Source organism: Microbacterium sp. NPDC058389, assembly GCF_042722305.1.
GTDB lineage: Bacteria > Actinomycetota > Actinomycetes > Actinomycetales > Microbacteriaceae > Microbacterium.
On the sequence record NZ_JBHXJQ010000011.1, the window covers coordinates 66,065 to 87,279 of the forward strand.

The following is a 21,215-nucleotide window of genomic DNA, read 5'->3' on the forward strand; positions in this document are numbered from 1 at the left end:
GCCGTTCGTCGTTCACGAGGGGTGCCGCGACTCAGGCCAGGTCGAACCGGTCGAGCTCGGTCACCTTGCCCCACGCGGCGGCGAAGTCGCGCACGAACTTCTCGGTGGCGTCGTCGGAGGCGTACACCTCGGCGAGCGCGCGCAGCTCGGAGTTCGAGCCGAACAGCAGGTCGGCGCGCGTGCCGATGCCGACCGTCGCGCCCGAGCCGTCCTTCGTGCCGCGGAACGCGTGCGAGCCCGGGTCGACGGGCTTCCAGGTGGTGCCGAGGTCGAGGAGGTTCACGAAAACGTCGTTCGACAGCACGCCCACCCGCTCGGTGAAGACACCGTGGCGGGAGCCGTCCCAGTTCGCGCCGAGGGCGCGCAGGCCGCCGACGAGGACCGTCATCTCGGGCGCCGACAGCGTCAGCAGGTTCGCCTTGTCGACGATCAGGTACTCGGCCGGGAGCTCCGCGAGCGGACCGTAGTAGTTGCGGAAGCCGTCGGCCACCGGCTCCAGGTAGGCGAACGAGGCGGCATCGGTCTGCTCGGCCGAAGCGTCGGTGCGGCCCGCGTGGAACGGCACCTCGACGTCGATGCCGGCATCCCTGGCGGCCTGCTCGACCGCCGCGTTGCCTGCGAGCACGATGAGGTCGGCCAGCGACACCTGCTTGCCGTCGGTGCGACCGTCGTTGAACGACGCCTGCACGCCCTCGAGCTCACCCAGCACCTTGGCCAGCTGCGGCGGGTTGTTGACCGCCCAGTCCTTCTGCGGCGCGAGCCGGATGCGCGCGCCGTTGACGCCGCCGCGCTTGTCGCTGCCGCGGAACGACGAGGCTGCGGCCCACGTGGTGGCCACGAGCTCCGACACCGTGAGGCCGGTGCCGAGGATCTGCGCCTTGAGCGCCGCCGCGTCGGCCGCGTCGATCAGCTCGTGGTCGACCGCGGGCACGCGGTCCTGCCAGATGAGCGGCTCGGCCGGCACCTCGCTGCCGAGGTAGCGGTCGATGGGGCCCATGTCGCGGTGCGTGAGCTTGAACCAGGCGCGCGCGAACGCGTCGGCGAACGCGTCGGGGTCCTCGGCGAACCTCTTCGAGATCGGCCCGTAGACCGGGTCGAAGCGCAGCGCCAGATCGGTCGTGAGCATGCGCGGCTCGCGACGCCCGTCCGAGTGCGCGAGGGGGACCATCTCGGCGCCGCCGCCGTTCTTCGGACGCCACTGGTGCGCCCCCGCGGGACTCTGGAACAGCTCCCACTCGTACGCGAACAGGATGTGGAAGAACTCGTCGTCCCAGCGGGTCGGGTGGTACGTCCACGTCACCTCGAGGCCCGACGTGATGGTGTCGTCGCCCTTGCCCGAGGCGTGCGAGCTCGACCAGCCGAGTCCCTGCTGCTCCAGTCCCGCGGCCTCGGGGTCGTCTCCGACGTGTGCGTCGGATGCCGCGCCGTGCGTCTTGCCGAACGTGTGACCGCCCGCGATGAGGGCCACGGTCTCCTCGTCGTTCATCGCCATGCGCGAGAACGTCTCGCGGATGTCGTGGGCGGCCAGCAGCGGGTCGGGGTCGCCGTTCGGCCCCTCGGGGTTGACGTAGATGAGGCCCATCTGCACCGCCGCGAGCGGCTTCTGGAGCTCGCGGTCGCCGGAGTAGCGCTCGTCGGCGAGCCACGTCGTCTCAGGGCCCCAGTACACGTCGTCGTCCGGCTCCCACACGTCGGCACGGCCGCCCGCGAAGCCGAAGGTCTTGAACCCCATCGACTCGAGCGCCACGTTGCCGGCGAGGATCATGAGGTCCGCCCACGACAGCGACTGGCCGTACTTCTTCTTGACCGGCCACAGCAGTCGGCGCGCCTTGTCGAGGTTGACGTTGTCGGGCCAGCTGTTCAGCGGAGCGAACCGCTGCTGCCCCGCTCCGCCGCCGCCGCGCCCGTCGGTGACGCGGTAGGTGCCGGCCGAGTGCCACGCCATGCGCACGACGAGCGGGCCGTAGTGGCCGAAGTCGGCGGGCCACCAGTCCTGCGACGTGGTGAGGGTCTCCGCGATGTCGTGCTTGACCGCGGCCAGGTCGAGCGCCTCGAACGCGGTCTTGTAGTCGAAGCCTTCGCCGAGCGGGTTCGCGACGGCGGGGTTCTTCGCCAGCACCTTCAGGTTCAGCCGGTTCGGCCACCACACGCGGTTGGCGGAGCCCGCCGTCGGGTGCGGCTGCGCGCCGTGAACGACCGGGCAGCCGGCAGCCTCGGGGGTGTCGGTGACGGTGACGGCGTGGTCGGGCTCGGTCGCGCGGATGGCGCCTCCGGCTCCGGTGGCCAGTTCGACGTGATCGGTCATGGTGTTCCTTCCTGATCGGCGGTTTCTGGGGGGTGGACGAGGGGTCGGGATGCCGCACCGCACGCGCGGCGGGCAGCACCGATCACCGCCCGGAGCAGGGCTCCGGTCGGGGTGGGCGGGCGAGGCTAGGCGGGCTGGGCCTCGGCGACCGCGGCGCATGCGGGGCACAGGCCCCAGAACGTGACCTCGGCGGTCTGCACGGCGTAGCCGTGGGTGTCGGACGGGGTCAGGCAGGGCGCCTCCCCCACGACGCAGTCCACGTCCTGGACGGCTCCGCAGCGGGAGCACACGAGGTGGTGATGGTTGTCGCCGACGCGCAGCTCGAAGAGCCCGGGACGCCCGGCGGGCTCGATGCGGCGCACCAGCCCGGCGTCGACGAAGTCGCCCAGCACGTTGTACATGGACTGCATGCTCGTGCCGGGGATGGTGAGGGCCACGACCGCGAGCAGCTCGTCAGCGCTCGCGTGCGGCCGCCCGACGAGCGCGTCGAGCACGGCGCGGCGGGAGTCCGTGACGCGCAGCCCCGCCTCGCGCAGCCGCGCGGCGGTGTCGACGGGCGTGTCGACGTGGTGGTGCGTGTCCATGCCCCGAGCCTAGCGTTCTTTTGATGAACTCAAAACAACACGCCGCGGCATCCCGAATCCGGGCGGTCAGCCCGCGACGAGAGTGGGCGTGCCCGCCTCGAACTCGGTGAGATCGCCGGTCTCGCCGGCGCGCGCCGCGCGGCGGCCGACCACCAGCATGTACACGAGGAAGAGCGCCAGGGCGGCAGCGCCGATGCCGATCTTCACCGGCCACGGCCACGGCTGTCGCGTCACGAACCCCTCGATGAGCCCCGAGACGCCGAGCGCGATGACCAGGCCGATCGCGATCGTGGCGAGGGAGCGCCCGGCCGCGGCGAGCGCGGCACCGCGCGAGCGCGGACCGGGAGCGACCCACGCCCAGAAGATGTGGAGGCCCGCCGCGCCCGCCACGAAGATGCTGGTGAGCTCGAGCAGCCCGTGCGGGAGGATGAACAGCACGAACACGTCCGCACGGTCGAACGCGGCGAGGACGGCGGCAGCCGTGCCGACGCCGACGGCGTTCTGCACGAGCACCATGAGCGGCCAGATCCCGGTGATGCCGAACAGCACGCACTGCGCCGCGATCCACGCGTTGTTGGTCCAGACCGTGCCGGCGAACACGGCCGCGGGGTTCTCGCTGTAGTAGTCCGTGAACCGGTTCTCGGCATAGTCCTGCAGCTGTGCGCGACTGCCGAGGCTCGCCACCAGCGCAGGGTCGCCCGACACCCACAGCGCGACCGTCGTGACGACGATGACGAAGCCGACCGCGATCGCGAGGGTCGTCCATCGGACCCGGTACAGCGCCGCCGGCAGCTGCAGCGCGAAGAACCGCGGGATCTGCCGCATCACGTTGTCGGGGGTGCCGGTCAGTCGCAGCCGGGCGCGCGCCAGCATCGTCGAGATGTGGTCGCTCTGCGCGCTCCGACCGGCCGATGTCTTCGCATCGGCGAGATCGGCGGATGCCGCACGGTAGCGGGTGACCAGCTCATCGACCTCGGAGCCTGACAGCCGGCGGGTCCTGCTGAGCGCATCCAGGCGCGCCCACTCCTCGCGGCGGGCGGCCGTGAGGGCGTCGAGGTCCATGCGCTTTACTGTAGCCATGCCCGCCGAGCGTCCCGCCATCGTCGACATCCACCAGGACGAGGTGCTGACGGGCGAGGCGGTCGCTCTGGACGTGCAGCCGGTCGGCTTCTTCCTGCGCGCGCTCGGCGTGATCATCGACATGCTGCTCGGCTTCGGCGCCCTGCTGCTGTTCGCGCTGGGTGCCGGCTGGCTGGTGACGAACGGGGCGCTCGACGGCGCCGTCGTCCCGATCCTCACGATCGTCATGCTCGTGCTCGTCATGGTCGTCATCCCGACCGTCGTCGAGACCGCGAGCCACGGCCGCAGCCTCGGTCGCCTGGCCGTCGGTGCCCGCATCGTGCGCAGCGACGGCGGTGCCGCCGGATTCCGGCAGGCGTTCATCCGCGCGCTCACGGGGGTCTTCGAGCTGTGGTTCACCCTGGGCGCGATCGCGGCACTCGTCGGCGCGTTCACGCCGCGCTCGCAGCGCCTGGGCGATCTGCTGGCAGGCACCTACTCCGAGCGCACCCGCACGCCGCGGCTGCCCGACACGGGTCTGGGCATCCCGCCCGCGCTCGCGGAGTGGGCGGGGGTCGCCGATGTCGCACGGCTGCCCGAGCCGCTCTCCCGCCGTCTGGCGCAGTTCGCCCGCGCGGCGACGAGCATGGAGCCGACGGCACGCGCCCGGACGGCGGCATCCCTCGCCCGCGAGACGGCCGAGTACGTGTCGCCGGTGCCGGCCGTCGACCCCGAGACGTTCCTCATCGGCGTCGTCGCGCTGCGCCGCGGACGCGAGCTGCGCGCGCTGCAGCTCGAGACCGCACGCGCGGACGCACTGACGGCGCCGGTGTCGGCGCCGCCGCGCGGCTTCCCGGAGCGCTGACGCGCCGCCGGGTCAGTACCGGTAGTGGTCGAGCTTGTACGGCCCCTCGACCGGGACGCCGATGTAGGCGGCCTGATCGTCCGACAGCGTCGTCAGCTGCACGCCGAGCGCATCGAGGTGCAGGCGGGCGACCTTCTCGTCGAGGTGCTTGGGGAGCACGTATACCGCGGTCGGGTACTCGTCGCGCTTCGTGTACAGCTCGATCTGCGCGAGCACCTGGTTGGTGAACGAGGCGCTCATCACGAACGACGGGTGCCCCGTCGCGTTGCCGAGGTTCAGCAGCCGGCCTTCGCTGAGGACGAGCACGCTGCGACCCGTCGGCAGGCGCCATTCGTGCACCTGCGGCTTGATCTCGATCTTCTCGACGCCCTCGAGCGACTCCAGACCCGCCATGTCGATCTCGTTGTCGAAGTGGCCGACGTTGCCGACGATCGCGAGGTGCTTGAGCTTGAGCAGGTCGTCGACCGTCACGACGTCCTTGTTGCCGGTGCCCGTGATCACGATGTCGACGAGTCCCGCGACGTCGTCCAGACGCGCGACCTGGTAGCCGTCCATCGCGGCCTGCAGCGCGCAGATCGGGTCGACCTCGCTGACGATCACGCGGGCACCCTGGCCGCGCAGGGCTTCTGCCGCGCCCTTGCCGACGTCGCCGTAGCCGCACACGAACGCGACCTTGCCGCCCATCAGGACGTCGGTCGCGCGGTTGATGCCGTCGGGCAGCGAGTGACGGATGCCGTACTTGTTGTCGAACTTGGACTTGGTGACCGAGTCGTTGACGTTGATCGCCGGGAACAGCAGCTCGCCGGCCGCCGCGAGCTCGTACAGGCGGTGCACGCCGGTCGTGGTCTCCTCGGTCACGCCGAGGAGGTCGGCGGCCATGCGGGTGAAGCGCTGAGGGTCGCGCGCCAGGCTCGCGCGCAGCGTGTCGAGCACGATGCGGTACTCCGCGGAGTCGTCCGCCGTGGCGTCCGGGACGGCACCCGCCTTCTCGAACTCGACGCCCTTGTGGACGAGCAGGGTCGCGTCACCGCCGTCGTCGAGGATCATGTTCGGGCCGTCGAAGCCCTCCGCCGTCCAGTCGAAGATGCGGTCTGCGAGGCGCCAGTACTCCTCCAGCGTCTCGCCCTTCCACGCGAACACCGGCACGCCGGCCGGCGCATCGACCGTGCCGGTCGGGCCGACGACAACGGCTGCGGCGGCCTCGTCCTGCGTCGAGAAGATGTTGCAGCTGGCCCAGCGGACCTGCGCGCCGAGCGCGACGAGCGTCTCGATGAGCACCGCGGTCTGCACCGTCATGTGCAGCGATCCGGCGATGCGCGCGCCCTTCAGCGGCTGCGACGCGCCGAACTCCTCGCGCAGCGCCATGAGCCCGGGCATCTCGTTCTCGGCGAGGCGCAGCTGATGGCGTCCGGCTTCGGCGAGCGAGAGGTCGGCGACCTCGTACTCGAACCCCTCGACGGGCTCGGAGACCGAGGCGGATGCGGGCGCGGCGACGGCGGTGTGGGTCGACATCCGCCCATTGTCCCATGCCCGCGTTCACGGCGGAGCCCCGTGTCCCGGCGTCGCGGTGGCAGGGCGTCGGGGTGTCAGGTGCGCAGCGTCTCGTGGCGCACGACCACCCAGCCGCGGGGCACCGACAGCCGCTCGGTGTGCTGCGCGCACAGGTCGTGTGCGTGCGGGTCGCCCGCCGCTCCGAGCGGCCCGATGGCCGCCATCTGGTCGGCGTAGTCGTACGTGAGGGTCGACACCGCCTCACGGGCGCAGCCGACCTTGGAGCAGACTCTCTGGCGCATCACGGTGACGCTACCGCGAACCGGCGACAGGGGCCGCGCGCCGCGCCGCCCGCTTCCGCCCGCGACACGGCCGTCCGGCCACCTCCCGGCCTAGGATGGACGCATGGCGTGGCGTCGGACCCGGACCAGCGAACGCGCGGCGGTGCGCCGCCCCGCGCGGCACGGCCGCCACGGCCGCGAAGGCCGCAGCTCGGTCGTCCGGCCGCCCCTCCCCCCGCTCGACACCCGCGTCGACCGCTTCGACCTGTCCGTCGGCACGGCCGCGGAGTTCCTGCGCTCGGCATGGTCCGAGCTGCGCGACGTGCGGTTCGAGGTGGCCGACATGCCGGCCGCGACCGACGACGACGGCATCCCGCGCTGGACGGTGCTGCGCGACGAGCGCCGCATCATCCTCTACCGGCTGCCGATCGAGCGCCTGAGCCACCTGCACCGCGACGACGAGCTGCACCACCGCATGCTCGTCGAGGGATCCGTGTTCCGCGCCGCGGCCGAGTACCTCGATCGCGACCCGTGGGACCTCGGTCCCGAGCGCTTCCGCTACTTCTGACGCGTCCGCCGTCACGCCGCTACGGGTAGACGACGATCTCGTGCGCCGCGACGTCCGCGGGCCACACCGGGATGCCGGCGAGCGCGCCGTCGCCGGTGAGCGACAGCCCTGCGCGCACCGGGTCGGCGGGGTCGATCACATAGACCTTGCGCGGTGAGAGCCTCACCGTCGTCGATCCGCCCGCAGGCACGGTGAGGTCGACCTGGAACCCGCCGCCCTGGGCCGCGACGTTCACGTCCGCCGGTTCGGTGCCGGGATTCACGACGGTGAGCGTCGGGACGGGTCCGCCGGGTGTGACGAACAGCGTGGATGCCGCCACCTCCGGCGACGGCGTGTACCAGGCGAAGTCGTCGCCCTCGTCGAACCCCGTGGTCTGCCACACGGCGGCGACGACGGGCGTCTGCGCCTCGACCGTCACGGTGTACGAGCCCGCGGCCAGGCCGTCGAGCTCCAGCTCCAGCGGCTGACCCGCTTCGAGCGTGACGTCCTGCGCGGCACGGGCGGGCTCGGTGCGGCCGGCGGCGGTCACGGTCACGCGGGCCGTGGTCGCGACCGACGGCGACAGCATCCGGAGCATCGTGGCACCCTCGGAGCCGTCCTGGGCGGGCGCGCGCGTGACGGCGACCCCCGCGATGACCTGCATTGCCGCGGGCGCGGCGATGGGGGCCACCTGATCGACGCCGCCAGGAGTGAGGGTCCGGGTGATGCTCGCCTGCAGCGACGCGTGGACGGGCGCCCCGACCGCAGAGACGCGCACGACGGGGTTCTCCTCGCCGAGGGCGATGCCCGCGAGCGGCACCACGCGCTGCGTGCCGGGCGCCACCACGAGGTCGGCGCCGCCGGGCGGGGTCTGCGCACCCGCGACCCCGTACACCGTGAGCTGCACGGTCGCGGCGACCGTGCCGGGGTTCGACAGCAGCACGAGGTCCGCCGCGCCGGTCGCGCCGGATCCGCCGACGAGCCAGGACTCCAGCAGCGGGGGGCGGCAGGCCGACGCCGCGAAGCCTGCGAGGTCGTCCGCGCGCGCGGTCGCAGCCCCCGCAGCCGCGACGTCGACGGCCGCGCCGTCCTCGGGCGGCGCGGTGAAGCTCAGCGGCCCCTCGCCGACGGCGTCGTTGCGCAAGGTCTGCTGCTGCGCGTCGGCGGCCCCCTCCTGCACGCCCGTGAGCACCGTCTGCCGCGCGGCGAGCGCGAGCGACGAGGCATCCTCGGAGTTGCGCCCGATCGACAGCAGCCCGCCGTCGCACGTGATGACGGACGCGGCGGGCGCCGGCGTCGCCGCGATCCGCACCGGCTCGCGGACGAGGGTCGGCCACGGCACGGAGACGGCGGTGACGACCGCGACGACGGCGCCGACCGACACGGCGGTGCCGATCAGCAGGCGGGCGCTGGTGGTCGCCCAGCGGAACACACGGCGGTCGCTCATCGGCCCTCCTGCCAGTGGGGTCCCACGATGCGCGGCGTGCGTCGGGCCGCCCGTCGGGTCGCGGCGGTGGGCACGGCGAGCAGCAGCGCGATGCCGAACACGGCGATCTGCGCGAATCCGATCCATCGCCCCGTCACGATCTCCGACGCTGACTCGTCCGACCTCGGGGCGACCTCGTCGACCACGCGCCACAGCTCGCCCTTGGCCGTGTCGCCCACGACGACGAGCGTGTCTCGCTGGCTCAGCGCCGTGGTGGCCGACAGCCGCACCGTGCGAGCCGCGTCGGACTCCGGCGCGGCGGCGGGCGCGAGCAGGATGAAGCCGATGCCCTCGCGGGCGAGTTCGGCCACGATGTCGTCGGCGGACGGCGTGACGAGATCGGCGGCCAGCGCGGCGACCTGCTCGTCCTGCGGCGTCGGGTGCGTGCGGGTGGACTGCAGTGTCGTCTGGCCACCGAGGGTCTCGCTTCCGCCCCACACGATCTGCGCGGCCACGCCGGCGTCGGGCTGAGGCGTGAGCACGATCGTGCCGACATCGGGGCTCTCGCGCCCTTCGGCGGCCACGAATGCGGGCAGGGTGCTCGCGGGCCCGTTCGCGATGGTCGCGGCGCCCCGGGTGAAAGCGGTGAGCGACGGCATCGCGAGCGTCACCGCACCGGCGAGGACGAGCGCCGCAGCCACGCCCCGCACGAACGCGACACGGGGCGCCAGCCCGGCGTCGAGAGACACCAGCGCGCCGCCGAGCGCACCGAGCCACGCGAGACTCAGGCCGGTGCCCGGCCAGAGCGGCACCGACACCGACTGCGTGAAGGCCACCGAGAAGCCGACGGCCGCGAACGCGGTGCCGAGGCCGAGCGCCGTCACGGCGAGCAGCACGGTGCCGACGGCCCAGCGCTGGGTCAGCGGGGCGAGCAGGGCGAGGAGCGCGAGCGGCACGCTCAGCAGCGGCACCCACCAGGTCGGCCCGTCCGGCAGCAGAGTCGTCCAGCCCGCCAGGTCGGAGGTCGGGATGCCGGCGGCCAGCAGCGCGCGTCCCGCGGCGTCGGCCGCGACCTGCGGTCCCGCCCACGGCACGCCGGGATCGGCGAGGAGTCCCCACACCCGCGCGTTCGCGAGCGCGTTCCACACGAGCGGCACGGCGAGCACGAGCGACGGCACGACCAGCCAGATCAGGCGAGTCACTCCTCGGCCCGACCGTACGACGATCGCGAGCACGATCATGCCCACCCACACCACGGCCAGCGCCGGCGCGAGCGATGGCGCCGTGGCGAGCACTCCGGCGAGGAGGATCGAGGCGGCGCCGGCGCCCGCCCACGAGCGGTGCGCGACCGACCCGGCGAAGAACAGCCAGGGCAGCAGCAGATGCAGGATGACGCCGGTCGGGCGGCCCTGAGTGAGCGCCACGAGGAGCGTCGGCGACAGCGCCCACACGGCACCGCCCAGCATGCGCAGCCCCGAGCGCTCGGTCACGCGTGTCGCGGCGAACCATCCGCCGAGCGCCGCGAGGGGCAGCGCGACGACCCACAGCAGCACAAGGGCGCGCGAGGGCGCCCACGGCGAGAGCGAACCGATCACCGCGACGACGGCCGCGAACGGGTCGGCCGGTCCGACTGTGTCGAGCCCGAGGATGCGCTGCCCGTAGGTCGCGTCGTTCCACAGCTGACCGACGGTGGTGGCCAGCGGCTGCAGGGCGCCGCCGCCGAGCACCGGCCAGGCCAGCAGCGCGGGGAAGGCCGCGATCGAGGCCGCCAGCGCAGCCAGCACGAGCCACGCTCCGCCGCCCGAGAAGAAGCGCAGGTCGCGGCGTCGCACACCGCCGAGCGCGACCTCGGGGTCGTCGTCCAGACGCTCACGCAGTTCGGCACGGGTCGTGCGCAGGGGCGCGATCTGCGCCCACGATCCCGTGCCGTCGTGGTCGCCCTTCGTCCTCGCCAGGCGTCGACGGGCCCGCCACACCGGGGCGATCGCGACGAGCACGACGGCGGCCGCCGCCCACTCCGACGGGATGCGCCCTGGCTGCTTGCGGACGAGGTCGACGACGGTGCGCCACAGCGCGAGAGGAAGCAGCGACAGCCAGTGCACGGGCACCGCGAACGCGGGCGCGTAGACGAGCCGGCGATGCAGATGGGCGACGCGTTCGGCGTATTCGGCGCGGCGGCGGCGCTGTGCCGTCAGCGGGATGGGGATGCCGGCGACGCCGTCTCCGGCGACGGCGACGCGTGCTCCCGGGACGAGCGAGACACGAGCGCCGGCGAGCCGGGCCCGCACCCCGAGGTCCAGTCCTTCGTCGGCACCCGCGAGGCCGGCGTCGAGTCCGCCGAGCGAGTCCCAGGCGTCGGTGCGGATCAGGATGCCGCGCACGTCGGCCCCGAGCACGTCCTCGTGCGCGTCGTGCTGCCCCTGGTCGAGCTCGCCGTCGGCGAGGCCGATGCTCCGTCCGAACCGCGTCATGCTGACGCCGAGCGAGACGATGTCGGCGCGGTCGTCCCAGCGCACGAGCTTCGGCGCCACGAAGGCGACGGACGGCGACAGCTCGAGGGCGCCGATCAGCTGCGCGAGCGCGTCGGGTTCGGGGGCGGTGTCCTGAGCCAGGAGCCACCGGGCGTCGGCGCCGTCGTCGGCACCGTCGAACCCGAGTGCGGCGGCCGTGGCATAGCTCGTGGAAGCGGGTGCCGTCACCACGGATGTCGCGGAGGAGGCGGCGACGATCTCCTGGAGGTGGTCGTCGCCGCCGCACACGACGATCGTCAGCGCGTCGACGGGACGCGCCTGGTCGTCGAGCGCGGCGAGCGTGCGCCGCAGGTGGAACGCGGCCGGGGTGCGACCGTCGGGACGCACGACGAGGAGGGCGTGAACTCGAGCGGGCATGTCCTGGTCAGCCTAGGCGCGCACGTCCGTCACCCCTGTTGAACGCGCCGGGGGCGACGAACGCGCCGGGTCGGCCGGAGGAGTCCGGCCGACCGGCGCTGTTCAGCTCGCGCGGCGCTTGAGCTTGCGCCGCTCGCGTTCGCTGAGGCCACCCCAGATGCCGAATCGCTCGTCGTTCTGCAGCGCGTATTCGAGGCATTCGCCCCGGACATCGCACGACCCGCAGATGCGCTTCGCATCTCGCGTGGAGCCGCCCTTCTCGGGGAAGAACGCCTCCGGGTCGGTCTGCGAACACAATGCATCGGTCTGCCAGGCGAGCGGTTTGTCTTCTTCCGCATCGATATTGCGGCGAACCCCCGGTACCCCCAGTTGAACCGGATCGACGAACCAGTCGTCGGGAACGCCGGAACGGAATTGCGAAGCCGTCATGTCGTTCTCACCCCCGTGATCCTGCTCCACGCTGGTGCGTGTACGGATAATTACACCCGTGTAGTTCACCGAGGTCAAGTCGCAGATACTAAATCCTCAACCGGCTCTTGAACCTTCACGACGCGCCGACGGCGTGTCGCACTGTGATAACAGTCCGGGGGTTCGAGCCGCCGACGGTCGTCAGCGGCCCGGCTGGGCGATGAAGACCTCTCCGCTGCCGGCCACCAGCACGCTTCCCTCGTCGGGCGTGACGAGGACGGCACCGCCCGGCACGAGTCCGGCCTCGACCCGGGATGCCGCGCCCGCGACGACAGGCGCACCGGAGGTCGCCAGCGCGATCGCCGGACCGTCGAGCGGCACGGTCGCCCCGGCGGCAGCGGGCGTCACGGCGTACAGAGCGAAGTCCGCGATCGGCACGTCATAGGCGCGGACGCCGTCGCCGAGGTCGCGCGGACGGATCACCGGCGGCAGGCCGGGCTCGGGGTCGAGCACGCTCACGAGCTCGGTCGCGTCCACGTGCTTGGGCGTGAGCCCGCCGCGCAGCACGTTGTCGCTCGCCGCCATCAGCTCGACGCCGAGCCCTTCCAGGTACGCGTGCAGCACGCCGGCCGGCACGAACAGCCCCTCGCCGCGTCGCAGCGTCACGAGGTTCATGAGCAGCGCGACGACGATGCCCGGATCGCCCGGGAACACCGCCTCCAGCGTGCGGACGAGCTCGAGCTCGGCGGCGAACTCGTCGGACTCTCCCGACACGGCCGCGGCGATGACGTCGCGCGCGACGTCATCGCCGTCCGACAGCAGCCAGCCGATCACCGCCGAGAGAGAGGCAGCATCGCCCGCCAGGCGATCCGCCAGCGGCGCGGCGCCATCGCCCAGTCCGGCGATGAGCCGGCGCGACGCGTCGAGGTCGCGCAGCCCGGCGAGCGCGCGGAACTCGTCGCTCAGCGCCACGATGAGCTCCGGCTTGTGGTTGTCGTCGCGGTAGGTGCGGTCTGCGGCGTCGCGCGCCAGGCCCGCGGCCTCCTCACGGGCGAACCCCGCTTCGGCCTGTGCCTTGGACGGGTGCGCCTGGATCGACAGCGCGGATGCCGCGGCCAGCAGCTTCAGCAGGTAGGGCAGAGGGGCCGGGATGCCGGCATCCCGGCCCTCCGCGGCGATCCACGCGTCCAGCGTGCGGCCGTCCGGCGTGACCGCAGGGTCTCCCGGGTGATCCCCGAACCACACCTCCGCCTCGGCGCGGCCGGACGGCGCGCGGCCCTCCAGCTCGGCGATGAGCGTGGTGGATCCCCACGCGTAGTCGCGGGGGTCGTTCGCCAGGGGGATCAGCATCGGGCCAGCCTACCGACGGGTCCTCGCGCACCTCTGCCGGATGGCGCGCCGGGGCCCGCGCAGACGCCAGGTCGCGCGCAGGGTCGTCGCGGTACCCTGAGTGCGATGGCCGTCTACTCGAAGCACCCGGCGTCGGCTCCGCCGAGCCCGCCGATCCGTGAGAAGACGGGCCACCTCATGCTGCGCGCGTGGTGCATCTTCGTCCTGTTCATGGCCTTCTCGGGCACCGCATGGATCAACGCGTTCGGCGAACTCGCGACCGCCGTCGTCACGATCGGCGGCGGCGTGCTCACCGTCATCCTGTGGATCACGCTGCGACCGCCCGTGCAGTACCGTCGCCTCCCCTGGTTCGCGCTCGGCTACGTCGCGTGGGCGACCCTGTCGCTGCTGTGGTCCGCGTGGCCGCAGACGACGGCGATCACGCTGCTGCTGCTGTACATCACGACCACCCAGGCCCTCTTCATCGGCAGCGTGCTCACGTGGCGCGAGCTCGTGCGGGCGATCGCGTCCGCCCTCAAGTGGGTGATGGCGCTGTCGCTGCTGTTCGAGCTGTGGGTGTCGGTCGTCGTCGGGCAGCCGATCCTCCCCGGCTTCGTCGTGGGCAAGGCCGACGACCCCATCGAGTACTGGTCCCGCGACAACCTCTTCGACGGCGGACGCCTGCAGGGAATCATGGGCAACGCCAACCTGCTCGGCCCGGTCGCGCTGCTCGCCATCATCGTGTTCGCGATCCGGCTCGCCTCCGGCGCACCCCGGCGGGTGCTGCTGTGGGGCTGGATCGTGCTGTCTGCCTACCTGTTCGTGCGCTCCTCGTCCGCCACCGCGTACGTCGCCGCGGCGGCCGTCGTCGTCGTGCTGATCACGGTGCTGCTCATGCGCCGAGCCGAGAAGCCGGGAGGGCGCACCAAGTACTACGTCGCGTACGCGCTCGTCGGCGTGGGCGGGGCCGTCGCGCTGTGGCTGCTGCGCGACGCCATCTTCACCGCGCTCGGCCGCAGTGCCGACCTCACCGGTCGGGAGGGCATCTGGGAGCAGGTGCTCGCGCGCGCCTCCGAGCGCCCGTGGGTGGGATGGGGGTTCGCCACCCCCTGGATGACGGCCGACCCCGCCTTCGACGTCCACATCACCGACCACGGTGTGCTCGTGATGCAGGCCCACAACATGTGGATCGACGTCTCGATGCAGCTCGGGATCATCGGCGTCGTGCTGCTCGCGCTGGTCTACCTGGCATTCGTGTGGCGGTCGTGGTTCTTCGCCGTCGATCGGCCGCGCTGGGACCAGCGCGCCGACCGCCCCTACTCGCCCTTGACGCTGCTGCCCACCCTCGTCGGCGCGATCCTCCTCGTGCAGGGCCTCGCCGAGTCGGGCCCGCTGCTGCTGTGGGGCTGGATGCTGGTCGCCCTGTTCGGCGCCAAGATCAAGCAGTCGCCGCACGTGGGGGTCGGGCCCGCCGAACAGAGCGCCGCGATCGAGCGCGGCGAAGCCGTCGGCGCCGACACCCCGGACCCGGCCGCCGTCGGTGAGGCTCCGCTCCCGCCGCGGCAGGCGGGACGCGGCGCGTGACCGACACGCCGCACGCCGGGGCCGGCTGGTTCAGCACCCTGCTGGGATCGGCATCCTTCGCCCGTGCGTACACGCTCACCGTCTTCAGCGCGGTCTTCTCGGCGTTCGCCATCGAACGGATCGCGGGCCACGTCACCTACGTCACGATCATCGCGTCGCTGTGCCTCCTCGGGATCGCCGTCATGGTCGTGCGGCGCCGCGAGATCTCGCTCCTGCGCCTCGTGCCGACCAGCGTGATCGTGTTCATCGGCTGGGCGTTCGCGAGCGTCTTCTGGAGCAGCGACTTCGGCAAGTCGTTCTGGAGCTGGGTGTCGCTCCTGGGTGTCGCGTTCCTCGCCGTCGTGATCGGGCACGTGCGCGACACGCTGCAGACGGTGCGTGCCCTGGGCGATGTGCTGCGCGTGCTGCTGGCGGCGTCGCTGGTCGTCGAGGTGCTGTCCGGCATCCTGCTCGACATCCCGTTCACGTTCCTCGGGGTGCAGGGCGACATCGCCGAGTTCGGGCCCATCCAGGGCATCTTCGGCACGCGGAACCTGCTCGGCTTCGTGGCGGTCATCGCCCTCATCACATTCCTCATCGAATACCGCACCCAGTCCGTGCGCCCCGGAGTCTCGGTCGCCTCGGTGGTGCTCGCCGGCGGGCTCGCGGTGCTCAGCGACTCCCCCACGGTGGTCGTCCTCGCCCTCGGCGTCGGGCTCGCCGTCGGGGCCCTCGTCCTCGTTCGGCACGCGGCACCCGAACGGCGTGCGGCGCTGCAGCTCTCGCTCGGCGCGCTCGTGGTCATCGGGGTGTTCGTCGGCTATGCGGCGCGGCATCCCATCATCGCCCTCCTCGGTGCGGGCTCGGACTTCTCGATGCGCGTCGACCTGTGGAACCAGATGGTCGACCTCGTACGCTTCCGCCCCGTGCAGGGCTGGGGATGGTTCGGTCCGTGGGATCTGCACGAATTCCCCTTCAACGCGGTCAACGCTCTGCTCGGCGAGCAGCACGCGACGGGGCTCAACGCCTTCTTCGACGTCACACTGCAGCTGGGCTGGGTCGGCCTGGTGCTCTTCATCGCACTGGGCGCGCTCGCGCTCGCGCGGTCGTGGCTCGTGGCCGGCGAGCGCCGTTCCGTCGTGTACGCCTGGACGCCGCTCGTCCTCGTCGCGCTGCTCATCGACTCGATGTTCGAGAGCTTCACGCTCACCGGCCTGGGCTGGCTCATGCTCGTGCTGTGCACCGTCCGCGCCGGACAGTCGCGGTCGTGGCGGGAACGCCTCGACAGCGGAGTGGATGCCGGCGGCCCCGCCTCCGCCGAAGATCAAGGGCTCCCCCACGCCCAGGGGGACTCCCGCACCCAGGGATAGCCGATCCCCGCAGGGTAGGCTTCTGGTCGGCCCGACGTCTCGGCGCCTGCCCCTTCTTCCGGAGATCAGCCCGTGAGCCTTGTTCCGTCCGCCGCGCAGTTCGACCCCCAGTCCGCGACGATCGCCATCGTCACCTACAACCGGTCGAACCTGCTGACGCGCCTGCTCACGAGCATCGGCGAGATGGACCCGAAGCCGGGCCGCATCGTCATCATCGACAACGCCTCGACGGACGACACCGGCGACGTCGTCGAGTCGTTCCGCGACGCCCTCTCGCCGGCCGAGATCGTCTACCGCCGCATGGAGACCAACACCGGCGGCTCGGGCGGCTTCAGCGAGGGCATGCGGGTCGCGTACGAGCTCGGCTCCGAATGGATCTGGCTGATGGACGACGACGTCGAGGTCCTCCCCGACGGGCTCGCCAAGATGGGCAAGTGGGCGCCCCGCTTCAAGAGCATCCAGGGACGCCGGTACGACTACGACGGCAGCGCGTTCTACTGGCAGTACCGCGTGGCCGAGCCGCTCGGCATCCCGATCCCCTTCGCGCCGGCCGAGTTCGACGCGTCCGGCTACAAGCCCATGAACTCGGGATGCTTCGAGGGCATGTTCATCCACCGCGACATCGTGCAGCAGATCGGCCTCCCCGACCCGCGGTTCTTCATCTACTGGGACGACCAGATGTACGGCTGGCTCGCCTCGCGCAAGACGCAGTCGGTCATCGTCGACGAGTTCGTCCTGCGCCGCACCCGCGAGATCAAGCAGTGGGACATGGGCATCCGCCACATGAACGCGTCCAGCAACGCGTACCGCTACTACATCATGCGCAACCGGGCATACATCAAGAAGTACTACCGCGCGCTCGGCGTGTACCGCCCGGTGCCGTTCGGCCTGGGAACGACGCTGACGTTCGGCAAGGAGCTCATCCGGCTGCTCTTCGTGGAGCGCACCGTGCGGGGCACCTCGAACCTCTTCCGCGGACTCCGCGACGGGCGCAAGATCGCGAAGGACGTCTCGTGGCAGCCGATGCCGCCCCTGGAGGCTGCGGCCGCAGCCGCCTGAGTGTGGTGGCGCTGCGCCGGCGCTGTGATCAGTCCCCGACGGGATAGTCGGCGTTGTAGCGGTCCAGCACCTCGCCGATCGGCGCGTCCATCGCGAGGCGGTGCTTGTCGAGGTACAGCCCGCGCGTGCAGAACCGACGCAGGTCGCGCTCGTTGTGCGACACGAAGAACAGCGTGCGCCCTTCCGCCAGCAGCTCGTCGATGCGTGCGTAGCACTTCTCGCGGAACGCCTTGTCGCCCACCGCCAGCACCTCGTCCACGAGCAGGACCGGCTCTTCGAGCTGCGACACGACCGAGAACGCCAGGCGCACCTTCATGCCGTTGCTGAGGTGCTTGTACGGCGTATCGAGGAAGTCGCCGAGTTCGGCGAAGTCGATGATCCCGTCGAACCGGCGCGCGATCTCCGCCTTGCCCATACCGTGGAGTCCCGCGATCAGCCGGACGTTCTCACGCACCGTGAGGTCGCCGACGAAGCCGCCCGTGATCTCGATGAGGGGGGCGACGCCCCCGTTGACCGTGACGCGCCCCTCGTCTGCCAGCAGCACTCCGGCGACGAGCTTCAGGAGCGTCGACTTTCCCTGGCCGTTGCGCCCGACGACGCCGATGGAGTCCCCCGGCCTCACATCGAAGCTGACGTCGCGCAGCGCCCAGAATTCGCCCGGCTTCGACCGGCGCGAGGAGTCGGCGAAGAGATCCTTGATGCTGCGCCGTCCGCGCCGGTTGCGGCGGAATCGCACGCCGAGGCCCTCGACCTCGATCGCCAGGTCGGCCGTCGTCATCACAGCTCCTTCAGAACGGGCCGCTCGAGCCGCCGGAATACGAACGCGCCGAGCGCGAGGATCAGCAGCGACATGACCGCGCCGACACCGATCACCCACGGATCCCACTCCCCCGGGAAGAACCCGACGCGGTAGAGGGCGAAGATGCCCGCGAGCGGGTTGAACGCCGCGAGCGTCTCGAACACGCCGGGGAGGTCCTCGACGCCGTAGATCACGGGAGAGGCGTAGAACAGGGCGCGCAGGATGAGCCGGGTGGTGCGCTCCAGGTCGCCCCACAGCACGCACAGCGGCGCGACCAGCAGCCCGAGTCCGACAAGCAGCACGGTCTGCAGGACGATGGCGACGGGGATCCACAGGAGACCCCAGTTCAGCTGTGCAGGCTCGGTCGTGAACTGCGAGATGACGACGAACAGGGCGAGCACCGGCAACGAGCACAGGAACTCGACGCCCTTGCTCAGCACGATGCGATTCACCCAGATCGATCTCGGGATCGCGGTGGAGCGGACCAGGCGCGCATCCTTGCTGAAGGCCCGGGTGAAGTCCGACACCGATGTGTTGAACCAGACCCACGGCAGCAGCGCCGTGATGAGGAAGACGATGTATGGCTCGTAGCCGACCGTTCGATGGAAGATCATCGTGAACACGAACCAGTAGATCGCGGTCATGACGAGCGGGTCGAGCACCGACCAGAGGTAGCCGAGCGCACTCGTCGCGTACCGGACCCTGAGGTCACGGGCCGACAGCAGCCACAGCGAATGCAGGTAGCGCCGGGGCGATCCGGGGGCGCCGACGGCGGCAAGGGTCACGGCATGAGTCTAGTTCGGTGACTTCGTCGCTCTGCGCCGGGGACTTCACGCGGCAGCCAATAGCATTGGCGGACGCGCCTCGGCCACGAAGATCCCGGGGCGTCCTGGAAGTCGCCATGCCACGTCCCTCTGCTGATACGGCTCACGCCGGCACCACCGGTGGCGGTCGAACCCGAGCCGACGGCATCATCCGTGCCCTCGCCGGGGCCGTCGTGCCCGTGCTGGTGCTGGCCGTCTGGGCCGCGACGATGGTGGCGGCCGGCGTCCCGGCGCTCGACCTCGCGCGGTACGCCGGCTACCTCGCCTTCGGCGTCGTCGCGCCGGGATTCGTGCTGCACCGTGCCCTGCGCGGGCCGCAGCGCAGCTGGCTCGCGGAGGTCGTCTACGGCAGCGCGACAGCCGTCCTCGCGGGGATAGCCGTCTGGGCCGCGGCGAGCGTGCTCGGGCTGCGCGAATGGCTCTGGGCCTGGCCAGTGGCAGCGGGGGCGCTGATCGTCGTCCCCGCGGTCAGGCGGCGCGTCTTCGCCCGCCCCTCCGGCACGCTCGGCCCTCTCGCCTCCGTGGGGATCGCAGCCGCCGCGGTGGCGACGGTGCTCACTCAGCGCGTGTTCTTCGCATCCGCGCCCTATCCCCCCAGCGATCGGCCGTACTACGCCGATCTGCTGTGGCACATGAGCCTCGCCTCGGAGGCCATGCGGTCCTTCCCGCTGCAGACGCCGCAGGTCGCGACGAGCGGTCCCATCCGCTATCACTGGTTCACCCACGCCGACATCGCCCTGACGTCGATGATGTCGGGGGTCGACGTGCCGGCGCTCGTCCTCCGGCTGTGGCCGGTCGCACTGACGCTGCTCGTGATCGGCATCGTCGCCGTCCTCGCCGTCGATCTGTCCGGTCGCCGGACCGCCGGCGCGCTCGCCGCCTTGATCACGGCCGCCCCGGTGATCCTGACCCCGTGGATGTCGCAGCTCGCGTACCAGGACCTCTTCCGCGCGATCTCGCCGACGCAGATCTACTCATACGTCCCCCTCCTGATGGCGTTGTCGGCAGTGGCGTCGCTCGTCCGCGCCGCTCCCGCGCGCGCGGCGGGACCGATCGTCCTCCTCGTCGTGTCCGTGATGGTGGGGGCGGGCGCCAAACCCACCGTGCTCCCGCTGCTGGCCGCAGCCGGAGTGGTCGGCCTCGTGGCCGCCGTCGTGCTGCGGCAGCGGTGGCTGCCCTTCGGTCTCCTCCTGGCGGTGATCGTGCCCGCCTATGTCGTCTCGGCGTCGTGGACGTCCGGCAGTCAGACCGGCAGTCGTCCGTCCTTGTTCGCGCTCGCCACCCTCGCCGGATTCGTGCGCGAACGGCTGCCCGCGGACGCCCTGAGCAGCGATGGCCTGATCATCCCCGGGATGTTCGACGGCGCGCGGCTGACGGCCGCGGTGATCCTGACAGCCTGCATCATCGTCCTGCGCCCATTGCTGGGTCTCGCGCCGCTGTTCCAGCGCGAGCTGCGGGCCGACAGTGTGGCCTGGAGCCTGTCGGGCGTGTGCGGGGCCGGGGTCGCGGGCGGACTTCTGATCGGGCATCCCGGCTACAGCCAGCTGTACTTCGTGCAGGCGGCGGCACCTGTCGGCGCGGTCATGGGGGCCTGGTGGATCACGGCGGCCGTCGGCACCGACACCCGGCGGCGCACTGTGGCCGTCGCCGCGGCGCTCGTGGGAGCCGCGACCGCGGTCGCCGTCGTCGCGCTGTGGCCGGCGGAGTGGACGACGAGCGGCGCGACCGTCGATTCGCTCGCCGTCACCGCGCTGGCCTTGGTCGCCGCAGGCCTCGTGCTCACCGTCGCAGCCATCGCGAGGCGGACACGGCCGGTCGCGAAGCTCGCCGGCGTCGCTGTGCTGGGGGCGCTCGTGGGGACGATCGTCGTCTCAGCAGGATTCGGCTGGACCACCGCCGGAGCGAACGCGGCGGCGGATGCGCGCGTGCGGGACGAATATGAAGCGGCCTCGTGGATCGCGCACAACACGGCCCCGGATGCGCTGCTTGCCGTGAACGACCACTGCGTCGGGGCCGAGTCCGCCGACTGCGACGCCCGCGTCTTCTGGGTGTCAGGCCTCGGTGGCCGCCGGGTGCTGATCGAGGGCTGGGCGTACGACGGACTGTCGGCGAACGCCTACCCGGTCGGCGCCGTGCACCCGCCTTATGACGCCGAGCTCCTCACGTTCAACCAGTCCCTGTTCGAGGCACCCACCGCCGAGTCGATGCGGCAGGCGGCCGAACGCGGCCTCGACTACCTCGTCGCCACGTCCGGGGAGACCGAGGTCTCGCCGGGCCTCCGGGAGTTCGCTGACCCCGTCTTCCAGAACGACTCGGTGACGATCTACCGGCTCCGCTGACCGATCGCGCGAGTCGGACCAGCCCGCGTGCGGGCTCGGCGACGGAACCAGGCATCGTCGCGGGGTTTGTAGCATGGA

General features: G+C 71.8%; 17 protein-coding genes. 6 read left to right on the forward strand and 11 right to left on the reverse strand.

The genetic code is table 11. The features are described 5' to 3' along the window. Window positions 1–31: 31 nt before the first annotated feature. From katG to ACFWJ8_RS14770, 3 genes are all read right to left on the reverse strand, one after another. Window positions 32–2,305: a catalase/peroxidase HPI gene (katG, locus tag ACFWJ8_RS14760; protein WP_378812815.1), complete on the reverse strand. Its 2,274-nt coding sequence runs from the start codon at window positions 2,303–2,305 to the stop codon at window positions 32–34. Between the two features lie 125 nt (window positions 2,306–2,430). Then, entirely contained in the window at window positions 2,431–2,889 is a 459-nt protein-coding gene (locus ACFWJ8_RS14765; RefSeq protein ID WP_378812817.1) for a Fur family transcriptional regulator, read from the reverse strand. Between the two features lie 66 nt (window positions 2,890–2,955). Next, a complete protein-coding gene (locus tag ACFWJ8_RS14770; protein ID WP_378812820.1) occupies window positions 2,956–3,951 on the reverse strand; it encodes a stage II sporulation protein M in 996 nt (331 codons plus the stop codon). A gap of 16 nt (window positions 3,952–3,967) precedes the next feature. On the opposite strand from ACFWJ8_RS14770, the gene ACFWJ8_RS14775 reads away from it, so the two are divergent. Further along, a complete protein-coding gene (locus ACFWJ8_RS14775; protein WP_378812823.1) occupies window positions 3,968–4,813 on the forward strand; it encodes an RDD family protein in 846 nt (281 codons plus the stop codon). A gap of 12 nt (window positions 4,814–4,825) precedes the next feature. Here ACFWJ8_RS14775 and ahcY read toward each other — a convergent pair whose 3' ends face one another. Both ahcY and ACFWJ8_RS14785 read right to left on the reverse strand, forming a co-directional pair. Next, window positions 4,826–6,325, reverse strand: coding sequence for an adenosylhomocysteinase (gene ahcY, locus ACFWJ8_RS14780; protein WP_378812825.1), 1,500 nt, complete (start codon window positions 6,323–6,325; stop codon window positions 4,826–4,828). Between the two features lie 74 nt (window positions 6,326–6,399). Next, on the reverse strand, window positions 6,400–6,606 hold the full coding sequence (locus ACFWJ8_RS14785; protein WP_026305609.1) for a DUF3499 family protein: 207 nt from the start codon (window positions 6,604–6,606) through the stop codon (window positions 6,400–6,402). A gap of 103 nt (window positions 6,607–6,709) precedes the next feature. Between ACFWJ8_RS14785 and ACFWJ8_RS14790 the strand changes: the two genes are divergently transcribed. Then, window positions 6,710–7,153, forward strand: coding sequence for a hypothetical protein (locus ACFWJ8_RS14790; RefSeq protein ID WP_220302416.1), 444 nt, complete (start codon window positions 6,710–6,712; stop codon window positions 7,151–7,153). Window positions 7,154–7,172: 19 nt separating this feature from the next. On the opposite strand, the gene ACFWJ8_RS14795 is transcribed toward ACFWJ8_RS14790, so the two are convergent. The 4 genes from ACFWJ8_RS14795 to manA all read right to left on the reverse strand — a co-directional run bounded on the left by ACFWJ8_RS14795 (window position 7,173) and on the right by manA (window position 13,204). Beyond that, window positions 7,173–8,579 carry a DUF5719 family protein gene (locus ACFWJ8_RS14795; RefSeq protein ID WP_378812828.1) on the reverse strand — a complete coding sequence of 469 codons (1,407 nt, stop codon included), beginning with the start codon at window positions 8,577–8,579 and terminating at the stop codon, window positions 7,173–7,175. Beyond that, entirely contained in the window at window positions 8,576–11,446 is a 2,871-nt protein-coding gene (locus ACFWJ8_RS14800; RefSeq protein ID WP_378812831.1) for a glycosyltransferase, read from the reverse strand. The genes ACFWJ8_RS14795 and ACFWJ8_RS14800 overlap by 4 nt, the downstream gene beginning before the upstream one ends. A gap of 102 nt (window positions 11,447–11,548) precedes the next feature. Next, window positions 11,549–11,875, reverse strand: coding sequence for a WhiB family transcriptional regulator (locus ACFWJ8_RS14805; protein WP_378812968.1), 327 nt, complete (start codon window positions 11,873–11,875; stop codon window positions 11,549–11,551). Window positions 11,876–12,055: 180 nt separating this feature from the next. Then, window positions 12,056–13,204, reverse strand: a complete 1,149-nt coding sequence (gene manA, locus ACFWJ8_RS14810) for a mannose-6-phosphate isomerase, class I (RefSeq protein WP_378812833.1) — start codon at window positions 13,202–13,204, stop codon at window positions 12,056–12,058. Between the two features lie 105 nt (window positions 13,205–13,309). On the opposite strand from manA, the gene ACFWJ8_RS14815 reads away from it, so the two are divergent. The 3 genes from ACFWJ8_RS14815 to ACFWJ8_RS14825 all read left to right on the forward strand — a co-directional run bounded on the left by ACFWJ8_RS14815 (window position 13,310) and on the right by ACFWJ8_RS14825 (window position 17,175). Further along, the gene (locus tag ACFWJ8_RS14815; protein WP_378812836.1) at window positions 13,310–14,767 is read left to right on the forward strand and encodes an O-antigen ligase family protein; all 1,458 of its coding nucleotides are present in this window, start codon (window positions 13,310–13,312) and stop codon (window positions 14,765–14,767) included. Further along, window positions 14,764–16,116 carry an O-antigen ligase family protein gene (locus tag ACFWJ8_RS14820; protein WP_378812839.1) on the forward strand — a complete coding sequence of 451 codons (1,353 nt, stop codon included), beginning with the start codon at window positions 14,764–14,766 and terminating at the stop codon, window positions 16,114–16,116. The genes ACFWJ8_RS14815 and ACFWJ8_RS14820 overlap by 4 nt, the downstream gene beginning before the upstream one ends. A 72-nt stretch (window positions 16,117–16,188) precedes the next feature. Beyond that, window positions 16,189–17,175 carry a glycosyltransferase family 2 protein gene (locus ACFWJ8_RS14825; protein ID WP_378812841.1) on the forward strand — a complete coding sequence of 329 codons (987 nt, stop codon included), beginning with the start codon at window positions 16,189–16,191 and terminating at the stop codon, window positions 17,173–17,175. A gap of 28 nt (window positions 17,176–17,203) precedes the next feature. Here the strand turns inward: ACFWJ8_RS14825 and ACFWJ8_RS14830 are convergent, their stop codons facing one another. Both ACFWJ8_RS14830 and ACFWJ8_RS14835 read right to left on the reverse strand, forming a co-directional pair. Beyond that, window positions 17,204–17,953: an ABC transporter ATP-binding protein gene (locus ACFWJ8_RS14830; protein WP_378812843.1), complete on the reverse strand. Its 750-nt coding sequence runs from the start codon at window positions 17,951–17,953 to the stop codon at window positions 17,204–17,206. Next, window positions 17,953–18,759: an ABC transporter permease gene (locus ACFWJ8_RS14835; RefSeq protein ID WP_378812846.1), complete on the reverse strand. Its 807-nt coding sequence runs from the start codon at window positions 18,757–18,759 to the stop codon at window positions 17,953–17,955. Before ACFWJ8_RS14835 ends, ACFWJ8_RS14830 begins: the two co-directional genes overlap by 1 nt. Window positions 18,760–18,875: 116 nt before the next feature. Here ACFWJ8_RS14835 and ACFWJ8_RS14840 point away from each other — a divergent pair, with 116 nt between their 5' ends. Further along, window positions 18,876–21,137, forward strand: coding sequence for a hypothetical protein (locus ACFWJ8_RS14840; RefSeq protein ID WP_378812849.1), 2,262 nt, complete (start codon window positions 18,876–18,878; stop codon window positions 21,135–21,137). Window positions 21,138–21,215: the final 78 nt, after the last annotated feature.